The organism is Halospeciosus flavus, from assembly GCF_029814175.1.
In the GTDB taxonomy this organism is placed as follows: Archaea; Halobacteriota; Halobacteria; order Halobacteriales; family Halobacteriaceae; genus Halospeciosus; species Halospeciosus flavus.
In genome coordinates this window covers 650,522-663,273 of record NZ_CP122312.1, presented here as the reverse complement: position 1 = coordinate 663,273, position 12,752 = coordinate 650,522, and the positions used below count along the sequence as shown (strand labels likewise).

Annotated in this window: 14 protein-coding genes; 8 read left to right on the top strand and 6 right to left on the bottom strand. The window is 67.7% G+C overall.

The window, feature by feature from the left end:
* Nucleotides 1-5: 5 nt before the first annotated feature.
* The gene (locus tag P0Y33_RS03255; RefSeq protein ID WP_279529132.1) at nucleotides 6-1,352 is read right to left on the bottom strand and encodes an ATP-grasp domain-containing protein; all 1,347 of its coding nucleotides are present in this window, start codon (nucleotides 1,350-1,352) and stop codon (nucleotides 6-8) included.
* Between the two features lie 138 nt (nucleotides 1,353-1,490).
* Here P0Y33_RS03255 and P0Y33_RS03250 point away from each other — a divergent pair, with 138 nt between their 5' ends.
* From P0Y33_RS03250 to P0Y33_RS03240, 3 genes are read left to right on the top strand one after another with little or no spacing between them, the layout of a single operon-like run.
* Complete coding sequence (locus P0Y33_RS03250; protein ID WP_279529131.1) at nucleotides 1,491-2,498, top strand: succinylglutamate desuccinylase/aspartoacylase family protein; 1,008 nt, start codon at nucleotides 1,491-1,493, stop codon at nucleotides 2,496-2,498.
* A gap of 37 nt (nucleotides 2,499-2,535) precedes the next feature.
* Complete coding sequence (locus P0Y33_RS03245; protein ID WP_279529130.1) at nucleotides 2,536-2,874, top strand: thioredoxin family protein; 339 nt, start codon at nucleotides 2,536-2,538, stop codon at nucleotides 2,872-2,874.
* Between the two features lie 31 nt (nucleotides 2,875-2,905).
* Nucleotides 2,906-3,907: a TIGR04024 family LLM class F420-dependent oxidoreductase gene (locus P0Y33_RS03240; protein WP_279529129.1), complete on the top strand. Its 1,002-nt coding sequence runs from the start codon at nucleotides 2,906-2,908 to the stop codon at nucleotides 3,905-3,907.
* Nucleotides 3,908-4,123: 216 nt separating this feature from the next.
* Here P0Y33_RS03240 and P0Y33_RS03235 read toward each other — a convergent pair whose 3' ends face one another.
* The 3 genes from P0Y33_RS03235 to P0Y33_RS03225 all read right to left on the bottom strand — a co-directional run bounded on the left by P0Y33_RS03235 (nucleotide 4,124) and on the right by P0Y33_RS03225 (nucleotide 6,334).
* Nucleotides 4,124-4,822 carry a 6-hydroxymethylpterin diphosphokinase MptE-like protein gene (locus P0Y33_RS03235; protein ID WP_279529128.1) on the bottom strand — a complete coding sequence of 233 codons (699 nt, stop codon included), beginning with the start codon at nucleotides 4,820-4,822 and terminating at the stop codon, nucleotides 4,124-4,126.
* A gap of 130 nt (nucleotides 4,823-4,952) precedes the next feature.
* Entirely contained in the window at nucleotides 4,953-6,131 is a 1,179-nt protein-coding gene (folP, locus tag P0Y33_RS03230) for a dihydropteroate synthase (RefSeq protein WP_279529127.1), read from the bottom strand.
* Nucleotides 6,132-6,199: 68 nt separating this feature from the next.
* Entirely contained in the window at nucleotides 6,200-6,334 is a 135-nt protein-coding gene (locus P0Y33_RS03225; RefSeq protein ID WP_279529126.1) for a hypothetical protein, read from the bottom strand.
* Nucleotides 6,335-6,640: 306 nt separating this feature from the next.
* Between P0Y33_RS03225 and P0Y33_RS03220 the strand changes: the two genes are divergently transcribed.
* The 3 genes from P0Y33_RS03220 to P0Y33_RS03210 are packed head-to-tail and all read left to right on the top strand — an operon-like array spanning nucleotide 6,641 to nucleotide 8,192.
* A complete protein-coding gene (locus P0Y33_RS03220; protein WP_279529125.1) occupies nucleotides 6,641-7,216 on the top strand; it encodes a hypothetical protein in 576 nt (191 codons plus the stop codon).
* A gap of 2 nt (nucleotides 7,217-7,218) precedes the next feature.
* Nucleotides 7,219-7,938: an RNA methyltransferase gene (locus tag P0Y33_RS03215; RefSeq protein WP_279529124.1), complete on the top strand. Its 720-nt coding sequence runs from the start codon at nucleotides 7,219-7,221 to the stop codon at nucleotides 7,936-7,938.
* Between the two features lie 47 nt (nucleotides 7,939-7,985).
* Nucleotides 7,986-8,192, top strand: a complete 207-nt coding sequence (locus P0Y33_RS03210) for an HVO_0649 family zinc finger protein (RefSeq protein WP_279529123.1) — start codon at nucleotides 7,986-7,988, stop codon at nucleotides 8,190-8,192.
* Here P0Y33_RS03210 and P0Y33_RS03205 read toward each other — a convergent pair.
* The gene (locus P0Y33_RS03205) at nucleotides 8,182-9,123 is read right to left on the bottom strand and encodes a DMT family transporter (protein ID WP_279529122.1); all 942 of its coding nucleotides are present in this window, start codon (nucleotides 9,121-9,123) and stop codon (nucleotides 8,182-8,184) included. The genes P0Y33_RS03210 and P0Y33_RS03205 overlap by 11 nt on opposite strands.
* A gap of 197 nt (nucleotides 9,124-9,320) precedes the next feature.
* Between P0Y33_RS03205 and P0Y33_RS03200 the strand changes: the two genes are divergently transcribed.
* Together P0Y33_RS03200 and P0Y33_RS03195 are read left to right on the top strand one after the other, a co-directional pair.
* Nucleotides 9,321-9,806: an Lrp/AsnC family transcriptional regulator gene (locus P0Y33_RS03200; RefSeq protein WP_279529121.1), complete on the top strand. Its 486-nt coding sequence runs from the start codon at nucleotides 9,321-9,323 to the stop codon at nucleotides 9,804-9,806.
* Between the two features lie 60 nt (nucleotides 9,807-9,866).
* Complete coding sequence (locus tag P0Y33_RS03195; RefSeq protein ID WP_279529120.1) at nucleotides 9,867-10,874, top strand: WD40/YVTN/BNR-like repeat-containing protein; 1,008 nt, start codon at nucleotides 9,867-9,869, stop codon at nucleotides 10,872-10,874.
* Here P0Y33_RS03195 and gatE read toward each other — a convergent pair whose 3' ends face one another.
* The gene (gatE, locus tag P0Y33_RS03190; RefSeq protein WP_279529119.1) at nucleotides 10,875-12,746 is read right to left on the bottom strand and encodes a Glu-tRNA(Gln) amidotransferase subunit GatE; all 1,872 of its coding nucleotides are present in this window, start codon (nucleotides 12,744-12,746) and stop codon (nucleotides 10,875-10,877) included.
* Nucleotides 12,747-12,752: the final 6 nt, after the last annotated feature.

Here is a 12,752-nt window from a genome sequence, read left to right as displayed (position 1 = left end):
CTGGCTCACTCTTCCTCGTCGCTGTCGCCCGCGTCGCCCTCGGCCCGCTTCGAGACGTCGACCTGGTAGTCCGCGAGCACGTCCCGGCCGAGCAACACGTCGTAGTTCATGTGGCTCCGGTCGACGACGTCGGCCGTCACCTCGTGCCAGCGGTCACCGACCCGGACGTCGAGCGTGACGAGCGGGCGGGAGGTACTCGACTTGCTCGACCCCGAACGGACGTTGGTCGACCCGACGAGCGGCCCCGCGCCGACCCGGCCCGCGAGGTCGACGTCGACGGTCGACCGCCTCGCACCCGTATCCGCCTTCGCGACAACGCGCTCGATGCCGCCATCGGCCGCGACGTCGACCCGTTCCGTGTAATCGACGGTCCGTTGGTCGGTGGAGTCGTCGGAGCGGTCCGTCCGCGGCGCACACACCGGGCGCTCGTCGGCGAGGCGGGCGGCCTGCTCCCTGAACTCGGCGTCGTCAACGGTGCCGCCGGCGCGCTCGATAGCCGCGCGGGCGATGTACGGCGCGGGACTCCGGCCGGTCGCGCGGAAGAAGCCCTTGAACCCGGCCGTCGGGTTCACTTCGAGGACTTGCGGGTCGGTCTCCGCGGCGATGACGTCGACGCCGGCGTAGTCGAGTTCGAGCGCCTCCGTCGCCTCGACGGCGGCGTCCCGCGCGGCGTCGGAGAGGTCGGCCGAGACGTCCTCGACGGCCCCGCCGACGGCGACGTTTGTCCGCCAGTCTCCCGGCGGTGCGTTCCGCCGCATCGCACCGATCACCTCGCCGTCGACGACGTAGACACGGACGTCGGAAGCCTGCTCGCCCTCGGTGTCGACGAACGTCTGGACGACCGTTCGGCGACTGGCAGGCGGCCACGGCGCGTCGGTCTCTGCCTTCGAGACGCCGTTCCCGTTCGTGCCGAGAACCGGCTTACGGACGAACTCCGGGGCGGGAGTCGCATTGCCGAGTGTCTCCTCGTCCGGCGGCCGGCCGTCGAGGGACTGGTAGGTGTCGGGGACCGGTACGCCCGCGTCGGCGACGACGCGGAGCGCGGCGGGCTTGTACACCGTCCGGAGGACCGTCTGTGGTGGGTTCAGTATCGGCGTCCCGTCGGCGGCCATCGCGGCTACGCCGAGGTCCGGGAGCGGGGTGTCGCTCTTCGAGAGGAGGAGGCGGTTCACGACGACGTCAACCGCCGGCGACACCTGCACATTCCCGTCGACGACGCCGAAACCGATCGTCTCCTCGCGTAGCCACACTGGTTCGTGCCCGAGCGCCTGCACGGCGTTCAGAATCGCTTTCGTCTCCTTGCTGTTGTGGAGGCTCAGTACGCCGACGCGCGTGGTGGGGGATCCAGTCATCGGTGGTCCTCTCGTCCAGTCGGGGACGACGTTCTAGTCCTAGAATTGAGAGTTCTCTCGTATAAGTTTTCGCTACAAATTAGTAATTCACTATCGACAAGCTAGACTGAAAAGAGGGGGCGCCCTGTAGAGCGTACCATGGACGAGACGTTCACCTACGACGGCGGCGCGGTGCCGCCCGGCGAGACGGCACACTTCCGGTACACCATCAGCGAGACGTACCTCGGGGACCCGGTCCGAATCCCCGTCACAGTCGTCAACGGCGAGGCCCCCGGCCCGACGGCGTTCCTCTCGGCGGCGATCCACGGTGACGAGCTCAACGGTATCGAGGTGGTGCGGGAGGTCGCCCACGAGTGGGACCACGACGACCTCGCCGGGACGCTGGTCTGTCTCCCCGTGTTGAACGTCCCCGGGTTCGTCACTCAGCAACGCTACCTCCCCGTCTACGACCGTGACCTCAACCGGGCGTTCCCGGGGAAGGAGGGCAGTACGAGCGCCAAGCGCATCGCGAAGCGCGTCTTCGACAACTTCGTCGCGCCCTGTGACTTCGGACTCGACTTCCACACGTCGACGCGCGGTCGGACCAACATGTTCCACGTCCGCGCGGACATGGAGGACGCCGACGTCGCCCGCCTCGCGCGAGCGTTCGGGTCGAACCTCATCATCGACAGCGACGGGTCGTCCGGGATGCTCCGGACCGAGGCAACCGAGGCGGGCATCCCGACCGTCACCATCGAGATGGGTGAGACCCACCGCTTCCAGCGGCCGCTCGTCGACGAGGCGCTCGACGGCATCGCGAGCGTGATGGCCGAGTACGGCCTCTTCCCGCAGGCGACCGTCGACTGGCCAGGGTGGCGGACGGTCGTCCAGACCGACGAGAAGACGTGGATACGCGCCGACTCGGGCGGCCTGGTCGAGATGCACCACGACCGCGGCGGACTCGTCTACGAGGGCGAGCCGATTTGTCGAATAACCAATCCGTTCAAGACCGAGGCTGACGTCGTCCGCGCGCCGTTCACCGGGTTGCTCGTCGGCGTCCTCGAGAACCCCGTCGTCTACCCGGGGAATCCCCTCTGTCACATGATCGACCTCCCGGACGACGTGCTCGGCGTCGTCGAATCCCATCGAGGACGTGGCAAAGATTAACAACATTAGAAAGAATATATAAGATTGGTGAGGAAGAATGCCCACGACACCGAACCGGGACGGCGGTCGGTTGGTCGAGGACAGCGGGCAGTTCGACGACGTCGTCGACGACTCCGAGGCCGTCCTCGCACACTTCGAGGCCGAGTGGAGTCGCCCCTGTCGACGCGTCGACGCCGACCTCGACGCGCTGGCGGCGGAGCAGCGTGTCGAGACCGTCCGGGTCGACGTCGAGTCGAACCCGGTGTTGGCCGCCGAGTTCGCGGTCCAGAGTCTCCCGACGCTCCTCCTCTTCGTCGACGGTGAACCCGTCGCCCGCCGCGAGGGCGTCTGCGACCGGGAGGCGCTCGTCGACCTGATCGAGACCCACCTCGCCTAGTTCTAAGTCTCCCCCCGTGGTTTGGCGAGACGTGACAGAGAGAACGGTCCACCTGCCGGTCGCCGCACAGTCGTCGCTCGACGACTTCGTCGAGTTGGGAAAGCGCGCCGAAGCCCTCGGCTACGATACCGCCTGGCTTCCCGAGACGTGGGGCCGCGACGCGGTCACCATCCTTGCGACGCTCGCCACCGAGACCAACGACATCGGACTCGGGACGAGCATCCTCCCGGTGTACTCCCGGTCGGCCGCACTCCTCGGACAGACCGCCGCGACACTCCAGGAAGCCTCCGACGGCCGATTCCGTCTCGGCCTTGGCCCCAGCGGTCCCGCGGTCGTCGAGAACTGGCACGGCGTCGACTTCGGCAATCCTCTCAAGCGGACCCGCGAGTACACGGAGGTCGTCCAACAGGTGCTCTCGGGTGAGGAAGTGGACTACGACGGCGACGTGGTCGACGTCTCGGGGTTCCGCCTCCGGTGTGACCCGCCCGACCCCGTGCCGGGCGTCGACGTCGCCGCGATGGGACCGAAGGCCACCGAACTCGCCGGCCGCTTCGCCGACGGGTGGCACGCGCTCATGTTCACCGAAGACGGGTTCGAGGAGCGCTACGCGGACCTCCGTCGCGGGGCGGAACTCGGCGGTCGCGACCCCGACGACCTCCGCGTCTCGCTGGTCGTCCAGTGCTGTGCGCTCGACGACGGCGACCGCGCCCGCGAGTTGGCCGCCCAGCATGTCGCCTTCTACATCGGCGGGATGGGAACCTACTACCGGGACGCTCTCGCCCGCCAGGGCTTCGAGGAGACGGCCCACGCGGTCCACGACGCCTGGCAGGACCGCGACCGCGAGTGGGCGACCGAACTCGTCGCCGACGAACTCGTCGACGAACTTGCCGCCGTCGGGACCCCCGAGGAAGCCCGCGACCGACTCGCCGACTTCGCGGCCCTCGACGGTGTCGACGACGTCTCGATCGGGACGCCACGCGGCGCCGACCGGCCGGAGGTCGTCGAGACGCTCGAACACCTCGCGCCGGAGTAGCAGGGACGGACACGTCGCTCACTGTCGGAGCGAAGCAGAACAGGGGGAGTGTGCCGGGGAGAGCGTTGGGGGAGAGAGGTGCGGGGACGCTCTCGGACGAGCCCGGTCGACGTCGGGCTCACTACGTACCGACGGACGGAACCCACATGCACGCTGTCCCTAACTACGTAGGGTCGGCCCGCGCCGACCCGAACAGTTGAACAGTTGTACAATCGTTCAACTGTCTTCCGGGCGGACGGGTTCGGGGAGGTCGACGGCGTCGCGGCGGCCGTCGAGGACGGCGAAACGCTCGTCGCGGCGGACTTCGAGCCACCGGAGGAGGCGTTCGGCCCACCGGAGTTTCTTCGCCTTCGACTGGGCGAGCGTGGGGTCGTCGAAGTCCCACCCGACGAAGCGGAGGCGGGCCGCCCCGCAGTGGTCGGCGAGGAAGGCCGCCCGGTCGCCGTCGGTGAAGCCCCCGACGTTCTCCACGGGCGGGCGGGGTTCGGCCTGCGTCGTCCCGAGGACGTTGGCCGTCTCGAAGGTCGGGACGTGCTCGTGGATGGCCGGGACGTTGTCGCCGTGGGCGTGGGCGGCGACGGGGACACCCCGGTCCGTGAGCAGGCGGGCAGTCTCGGGGTTCTTGTCGAGGTCGGTGACCATGCAGTCGACGTCGACACCTGCGTCCAGCAGGTCGTCGGCGGCAGTCGAGGCGGCGAAGACCGCGTCCGCGTCGCGGGCGGCGTCGAGTTCGCCGGTTAGGGAGGGACCGGCGCCGGCGACGGCCACGGTGTCTCCGGAGACGTCCAGGCGGTCGAGGTCGAACGGTTCGACGTACTCTCGGAGGACGTCGCGTGCGCGCTCGTCGGCGGCGCGTTCGTAGCCGAAGTCCGCGAGAATCGCTCGGTAGACAGGTTCCCACTCGTCGAAGTGCATAGCTACTGGAGCGTCCAAAGAACCCGTAAAGTTGTGGTTCGAGCCGAGTGTGCCCGCTCGTGTACCCCTACCCGTGCGGGAACTCGGCTTCCATCCGCGGTTTTCAGCCCTGAAGCCATAAGTTTTCCCGTTATCGAAGGAACGAATCGAGCGCGTCGACGAGCACGTCGAAACGCCCACTTTCGCCGCTGAGCGCGTCCGAAACTGCAGAAATCTCCCCGGCAGTTCCCGCGAGGAGCAGTTCGCGGTCGCCGGTGCAGACGGCGCCGGCGTCGTCCGCGGCCCCGACGAGCGTCTGACGAACGTCTGTGGGGACGTCTCGCACGACGAAGGCGCGCGCGACTGCGTCAGACGCCGCGCCGACGTCGCCACCGACGCGTTCGAGGTGTCGTTCGGCCTCGCGGACCGTCGTCACGTCGAGTTCCTCAACCGTCGGTTCGCGGACGCGCTCCCGGGTGAACTCGTGGCCGATCAGGGCGGCGTCGCGCGTCTCGGCGACGTCGTGCGTCCGGATCACGTGTGCGCCGCGCTCGACGGCCATCGACGTGGCGGCGAGGCTCACGGGGAGTGCCTCCTCGGTCGAGCGGCCGGCGACCTCCTTCAAGAAGTTCTTCCGGTTGATGGAGACGAGGATGGGTCGGCCGTGGCCGCGGAACTCCCGGAGGCGTCGGAACGTCTCGCGGTCGTCTTCGAGCGTCTTCGCCTCGGACCACCCGCCGAACGCCGGGTCGACGATGGTCTTGTCCGTGAACCCGTTCATCGTCAGAGCCTCGTAGATGTCGTCCGCATAGCTCGTGCGACGCTCCCGTCCGTCGGAACGTCGTTCCGACCAGTCGACGTCCTCGACGGCACCGGGACGTTCGAGGTCCGGCGGACTCGCCATCTTCACGACGGCGGCGTCGTGGGCCTCACACACGTCGGGCATCTCGGGGTCGGCGAAGCCACAGATGTCGTTGACCATGTCGAAGCCACGCGAGAGTGCCTCGTCGGCGACCTCGGCGTAGCGCGTCTCGATGGAGAAGACGGCGTCGCCCTCGACGCGTTCGATGGTCTCGAGGGCAACGTTGAGGCGGTCGAGTTCCTGTTCGGCCGAGAGGACGTCGAAGCGTTTGTTCGCGGACTCGAGTCCGACGTCGACGATGTCCGCGCCCTGGCTGACGAGTTCCTCGTCGACGTACTGGGCCGCCTCGTCGGGGTCGTCGTAGACACTCGGGGAGTAGGGCGACTCCTTGCTGACGTTGAGGACGCCCATGATGCGGGGCGGGTGGTCGTCGCCGATCTTCAGGCCGGCGGCGTCGACGGTGTCCATACCGGGAGGGAGTGACCCAGCGACAAAGGCGCGACGCTTCCGGCGGACGACGGAGAGAAGGAGGGTGGTCAGGCGCCGAGCAGCGCACCGGCCATCACGGCCGTTCCGACGACCGAGAGACCGGTGACGAGTGCTTTTGCGGCGAGCGAGCGTGGTTCGGCGTCGACACGTCCGTACTTCAGGGAGTGGGGGAGTCCGCGCATACGCGAGCGTACTCCCCTCTCCGGATTAGTCGTTCGGGCCGACCCGTTCAGTCAGCGGGGCGGTGCTCGACCCACCCGCAGTCGCGACAGCGACGGAGTCCCCCGCCGCTGACCAGGTCGAGACCACACCGCAGACACCGGACACCGCCCGTCGAGTTAAGTGGTACCATGGTGCACGACTAGCGCTGGATGGATATAGCCTTGTCTGTCGGACGGGAGTGTCCGGGTGGCCGAAGTGTCGCCGTGGACCGGTCGCTCGCCCGGATGGCACGCCGCTTTTAGTCGTCGGTCGCCTACCCGACGTCGATGGGAAAAGTGAGCATCGCCTTCCGGGGGTGGCGATTCGACGAGGACGCCGTCTTCGACGGGGACGGGAACTTCCGGCCGCTCGAAGAGATCCCCGAAGACGAGCGACGCCGACTGGTTCGACTCGACGTCCTGCAGGACCTCCCCTGCGACGCCTGCTACGTGGTCCAGGGCGAGGAGAACCTCCAGCAGTGTAACGTCCCGACTGCCGTCTACGGCGAGGTGTTCGGCGAGGTCCTCCTCTGTGACGAACACGAGTCCGACTTCTACTACTGGTGGACCCACGAGGGCGGCGACGCCTACAGGGGGTCCAAAGAACTCGAAGACGCCTTCCTTGACTGGTTCGCGGACGGCGGGCGCGCGCCCGACTGGTACGACGGCCCCGAACACGTCGAGACGGACCCCGACACCGCGCCGCGTCCGGACGTCCCGGACCCGTCGGCCCTCGACTTCGAACTCCCCGAGGACGAACAGGTCGAGATCGACCTCCACGAGGGCGAAGTCCGCGAGGGCGGGAGCGACGTCGAGAGCGTCGACGACCTTGACCTGGGCGACGACCCGACGAGGAATCTCTGACCATGTCGAAGCCAGCAGTCGCCGTCGTCGAACCCGAGACGCCCGGCAACGTCGGGACCATCGCCCGCGCGATGAAGAACTTCGGCTTCGAGGACCTCTACCTCGTCGACCCGCCCGCGCTCCCGCGCGAGAGTGACGCCTACGGCTACGCCGCCCAGGCACGCGAGGACGTCCTCCCGAACGCCGAAGAGGTCTCCTTCGACTACCTCGTCGAGAACTTCCACACGGTGGGCTTCACGGCCATCACCAACCAGGACGCCACCCGCCACGTCCGCTTCCCGTTCCGCACGCCCGCGGAACTCTCGGAGTCGCTGCGCGACGTCGAGTCGGAGACGGTGTTCGTCTTCGGTCGCGAGGCTAACGGTCTCAACAACGAGGAGATGGCCCGCCTCGACGAGGTGTGTTCGATCCCCGCGAGCGCCGACTACCCCGCGCTCAACCTCGGACAGGCCGCGACCGTCTCGCTGTACGAACTCCGGGACCTCGCGATGGACGAGAGCCAACTCCCCGACGTCTCCGTCCACCGCGCGGACGAGGAGGACGTCGAGCGCTTCTACGACCACTTCGCCGACTTCCTCGACGACGTCGACTACCCCGAGGAGAAGAAGGACAAGACAGTGAGAATGGTCCGACGCATCCTCGGCCGCGCCCACCCGACGGGCCGCGAGGTCAGCACGCTCCACGGCATCCTGCGGCGGACGCGCCAGCGACTCGACGACTAGTTCGTCCGACCGTCAGACCTTTGTCAGACGATGATGTATGGTAACGCATGGCAACTGGGCGACGAAGTGGAAACTCCGCGTTCGACCGCCTCGCGAGCCACTACGACGACGTCGACCTGACGTGTCCGGCGTGCGGGTACGAGGACGAAGACGGCCGTTGGCAGAAGAAAGTACGGGGAAAACGGGTAACGTTCTCGCACGTCTGTCCGAGTTGCGGGGAGGTCCGAACCCGGACCATCGACCTCAACTCGTGACGGCGGCCGTCGTCCGCATCGCGACGTCGTAGAGCGCGCGACGCTTCACGAGCGCGAAGCCCGCGAAGATGGTCGCGAACCCGGAGATGGTCGCGGCGTCGACACCCTGTCCGAGCAGCGCCCACCCGGCGAGCGCCGCGACGACCGGTTCGAGGTACCCCACCAGGTTGAGTTGCGTCGGCCCGACGCGCTCCATGAGGGTAAAGTAGATGAGGAAGCCCAGGATGGCCGAGACCACGGTCAGGTAGGCGAACGAGAGGAGGGCCGTCTCCGTCCACGCGACGTTCCCGACTGGTTCTCCACGTGCGACGGCGCCGGCGAGGAGGAGGAACCCGCCGAGACCCATCGCCCACCCGGTGGTCGACTCCATCGGGAGGTCGGTCGAGAGCGGGCGCGTCAGGACGCCGCCGAGGGCGAACGACACCGCGCCCAGCAGGACGAGGAGTACGCCGATGGTCGTCCCGCTGGCGAGGTTCGTCGGGTCGAAGCCGGCGACGACGGCGACGCCCGCGACGCCGAGCCCGAGCCCGAGCGCGCCGACGGCGTCGATGCCGTCCTCGGGGAGGATGAGGGTCGCAAAGCCAGCGGTCAGGACGGGCGTGAGGCTGATGACCACGGCGGCGACGGGACCGGAGACGTGGAGTTCGCCCACGTACAGTAGCCCGTGGTAGACGGCGATGACGAGGACCGCCATCACCGAGATCGACAACCACTCTTCGCGGCCGGACGGGCGCCAGCGCGACGTCGTTACCGCGGCGTACCCGAGGACGACGACGCCGGCGAGCGCGTAGCGCAGCCCGGCGAAGTACAGCGGCGGGACCGTGTGGAGACCGACCTCGATGGCGACGAAGGACGTCCCCCAGAACGCCGCCAAGAGGAGGAAGAGGGCGGCCGTCCACTTCGGCCCGCCGAAGCGTGTGGAGAGACTCATTGCGTACTGTATACTCAATGGCTCCGTAGTCTTAAACTCTACTACAACATTATGGATTGTGTTGGTTGCACTCTCCAAGAAATAGCTCTATTTTGGTTTGTAAGGGAGTGACAGTGGCGTAACGTTGCACCTATGTCCCGGCCGACCTGTTGGTCGTGTCCGGAGGCTACATACGGCCGAGCGGCGAACGCACGGGCATGGACGAGCGCGACATCCGCCTGCTCAAGGCGATCTCGGACCTCGGCACGGGGAGTCCGGAGGCCCTCCACGAGGAGACGGACATCCCGGTGTCGACCATCCACTACCGGCTGAACAACCTCCGGGAGGAGGGCATCATCGAGAACGACCTCTACGACGTCGACCTCGAGGAGTTCGGACTCGACGTGACCGTCGTCGTCGAGGTGCTGGCCGACTACTCCGGTTCCTACGAGATGCTCGGCGAGGACATCCTCGAGATCGAGGGAGTCACCCAACTCTACTTCACGATGGGCGAAACGGACTTCATCGTCGTCGCGCGCCTCCCCGACGCCGACGACGTCGAACGACTCATCTCCGAGTTCGAGTCGCTCGACGAGATCGACCGGACGAACTCGACGTTCACAATCACGACCCTCCGCGACAGCCAACGCCCGCTCCAGAGCTACAGTGTCGAGACGCTGGTCGAGAAGCTCGCCGAAGAGTAGTTTGTTTCACTAAACTAGTCGGTGATTTTAACACCCACAACGTGATACATTTCTAGCACGATGTGGCACCTCGGTCCCCAAGCGGCTGCCGGCATCTGGTACGCAATCGAATCGCCCACCACCCGAACCCTCCACAGCGTCGTCGAGACGAGCGACGGTCCCTACGCGGTCGGCGGGAGCGGGACGCTCGTCCGGCGACAGGACGACGGCGACTGGGCCGTCGTCTTCGAGGACGGCCCAACGGCGCGAGACAACGCCCTCTACGCCGCCGCGGCGACAGACGACGGCCAGCGCATCTGGTTCGCGGGTTCCTCCGGGTCGCTCGGCTACTACGACGTGACGACCCACGAGAAGCACGACTACTCCGCCCCTCGGGGGAAGACGAGCACGTGGGAAGCCATGGCCGTCGCCGGGGAGGCCGGGAGCGAGAAGGTCATGGTCGCCAACGGCTCCGGCGAGGTCCTCGTCGGCTTCGTCAACGGTTGCTGTCCCCAGTGGGGTCCGGTCAAGAAACCCGGCGGCGGCAACGAGGCCGGTGCCGGCGGCTCCGGTTCGACCATCGCCGCGCTCGCGGCCGGTCCCGACGGCGACGGCTACGCGGTCAACACGAGCGGGAGCGTCTACCGGACGACCGACGCCGGTGCGTGGGAGCGCATCGGCATCGAGAACGCGGCGGGGACGTTCACCGACATCTACGTCGACGACGAGCACCTCCTCGTCGCGTCGGGTACCCGCATCTACCGCTACGAGCGGAACTGTGACAACTGGACGCCGCTGGGCGTCTCGGCGTCGAGTCTCAACGAGATCGACCGCCACGAAGACGTCCTCATCGCGGTCGGCGACAACGGCGCCATCTACCGCAACGAGGACGACGAGTGGGTCGAACGCTGGTCGATGATCACCCACGACCTCTACTCGGTCACCGTCGCCGACGGCGTCCACGTCGCCGTCGGGAAGGGCGGCACTATCGTCGAGCGTGGCGACCGGGCTATCGCGAAGATGTCCGGCGCCGAACAGACCGGCTCCGAGCAGACCGACACGCAGTCGGGCGACTCGACGACGAGCTAATCAGGCTCGCTTCTGGATCTCCTCGCGGAGGATCTGGCTGACGAGGTCGCCCTCGGCCTTCCCGCGGAGGGCGCCCATGCACTCGCCCATCAGCGCCGAGAAGGCGCCCATGCCCTGTTCTTCGATCTGGTCTTCGTTCCGCTCGACAACCTCGACGACCGCCTCGCGGACCTCCTCCTCGCCGGCGGAGCCGAGTCCCTCCTGTTCGGCGGCTTCCTCGGCCGTCAGGTCGGGGTTACGCGCGAGCGCGGCGAGGAGTTTCGGGACGCCCTCCTGGGCGAGTTCGCCCTGTGCGATGAGGTCGAAGGTGCCGCGGAAGTGGTCGTCGTCGAGGTTCTCGACCGGCACGTCGTCGCGGCGGAGTTCCGTGACGGTGGACTCGACGGTCTGTGCGGCGAGCGTCGCGTCGACACCGGTCTCGACACCCTCCTCGAAGAGTTCCCAGCGCTGGCCGTAGGCGACCTGCTCGGCGAGGCCGGCGTCGAGGTCGTAGTCCTCCTCGTAGCGTTCGGCCTTCTCCGTGAGGAGTTCGGGTTCGGGGACGTCCGAGGGGTCCGGTTCGACGGGCGGGACGTCCGTCTCGGGGTACATCCGCGCCGCGCCCGGGAGTGGACGGAGGTAGGAGGTGGTGCCGTCCTCCTTGGCGTCACGGGTCTCCTCGGGGACGCCCTCGATGGCCGTCTCGGCGCGCTCGGCGACCGCCTCGATGGAGGGACGGGCGACGTCGGCTTCGGCGGCGACGATGGCGACGGCGTCCTCGGGGCCGGCGTCGACGGCCTCGCGGAGTGCGTCGACCTCCTCCTCGGTGACGCCGTAGGCGGGGAGTTCGTCCGTGTGGAAGATGCCCCCCGCGCCGTGGCGCTTCGCGTGGTCGGAGAACTCGGTCCCGAGACGGCGGTCCGGCTGGAGTTCCTTCCCGACGAGGCCGTCGAAGCCGAAGAGCGGGACGGCGTAGACGAGACCGTCGGATTCGAGGGCGCTGCGAATCACCGAACTGTCGGTCTCGGCGAACACGTCGGTCACGTCCTGGACGTCGCCCACCTCGGCGTCGCGTTCCTGCAGGGTGTCGGCGACGTCGAGCAGGCGGACCTGTCGCTGGACCTCGAAGCGGACGAGGTCCTCGATGTCGCCGAGACTCTGGACCCCCTTCATCTCTACGCGCGCGCCCTCGGCGATGGAGACGTTCACGTCCTGTCGGATGGTGCCGAGGCCGCGTTTCACCTTTCCGGTCGAGCGCAGCAGCATCCCGATGCGTTCGGCGGCCTCGCGGGCCTGCTCGGGCGAGGAGATGTCCGGCTCGGTGCCGATCTCGACCAGCGGGATGCCGAGACGGTCGAGACTGAAGCGGACGCCCGACTCGGTCTCCTCGACGCGCTGGGCGCTCTCCTCTTCGAGCATCATGTCCTCGACGCCGACGGTCCCCTCGCTCGTCCGGATCTCGCCGCCCTGTGCGACCAGCGAGGAGCGCTGGAAGCCGGAGGTGTTCGAGCCGTCGATGACGACCTTCCGCATGACGTGGGCCTGGTCGACGACGTCCATGTCGAGTAGTTGGGCGACTTCGAGGGCCGTCTCCAGCGCCTCGTCGTCGAGACGGTGGGGCGGTTCGTCGTCCTCCTCGACGAGACAGGTGGAGTCGTAGGCGAGGTACTCGAACTCGCGTTCGACCTGACTCTCTTCGAGGGCGGCCTCGTCGATCTCGCCGAGTTCGCTCTTCGTCGGGTGGAGATACCGGGTGAACGTCCGCTCGGCCTCCTCGGGTTCGCGGAGGTCGGTCGGGCACGCGCAGAACAGTTTCGCGTCGGTGTCGAGTTGCTGGTGGATTTCGAGACCCGCCACCAACCCGAGTTCCTCGTAGTCGAACTCGTCGCTCATTACTCG

Coding starts and splice junctions, on each gene's coding strand:
- P0Y33_RS03255 (WP_279529132.1), bottom strand. CDS start 1,352: ATGACTGGATCCCCCACCACGCGCGTCGGCGTACTGAGCCTCCACAAC.
- P0Y33_RS03250 (WP_279529131.1), top strand. CDS start 1,491: ATGGACGAGACGTTCACCTACGACGGCGGCGCGGTGCCGCCCGGCGAG.
- P0Y33_RS03245 (WP_279529130.1), top strand. CDS start 2,536: ATGCCCACGACACCGAACCGGGACGGCGGTCGGTTGGTCGAGGACAGC.
- P0Y33_RS03235 (WP_279529128.1), bottom strand. CDS start 4,822: ATGCACTTCGACGAGTGGGAACCTGTCTACCGAGCGATTCTCGCGGAC.
- folP (WP_279529127.1), bottom strand. CDS start 6,131: ATGGACACCGTCGACGCCGCCGGCCTGAAGATCGGCGACGACCACCCG.
- P0Y33_RS03225 (WP_279529126.1), bottom strand. CDS start 6,334: ATGCGCGGACTCCCCCACTCCCTGAAGTACGGACGTGTCGACGCCGAA.
- P0Y33_RS03220 (WP_279529125.1), top strand. CDS start 6,641: ATGGGAAAAGTGAGCATCGCCTTCCGGGGGTGGCGATTCGACGAGGAC.
- P0Y33_RS03215 (WP_279529124.1), top strand. CDS start 7,219: ATGTCGAAGCCAGCAGTCGCCGTCGTCGAACCCGAGACGCCCGGCAAC.
- P0Y33_RS03210 (WP_279529123.1), top strand. CDS start 7,986: ATGGCAACTGGGCGACGAAGTGGAAACTCCGCGTTCGACCGCCTCGCG.
- P0Y33_RS03205 (WP_279529122.1), bottom strand. CDS start 9,123: ATGAGTCTCTCCACACGCTTCGGCGGGCCGAAGTGGACGGCCGCCCTC.
- P0Y33_RS03200 (WP_279529121.1), top strand. CDS start 9,321: ATGGACGAGCGCGACATCCGCCTGCTCAAGGCGATCTCGGACCTCGGC.
- P0Y33_RS03195 (WP_279529120.1), top strand. CDS start 9,867: ATGTGGCACCTCGGTCCCCAAGCGGCTGCCGGCATCTGGTACGCAATC.
- gatE (WP_279529119.1), bottom strand. CDS start 12,746: ATGAGCGACGAGTTCGACTACGAGGAACTCGGGTTGGTGGCGGGTCTC.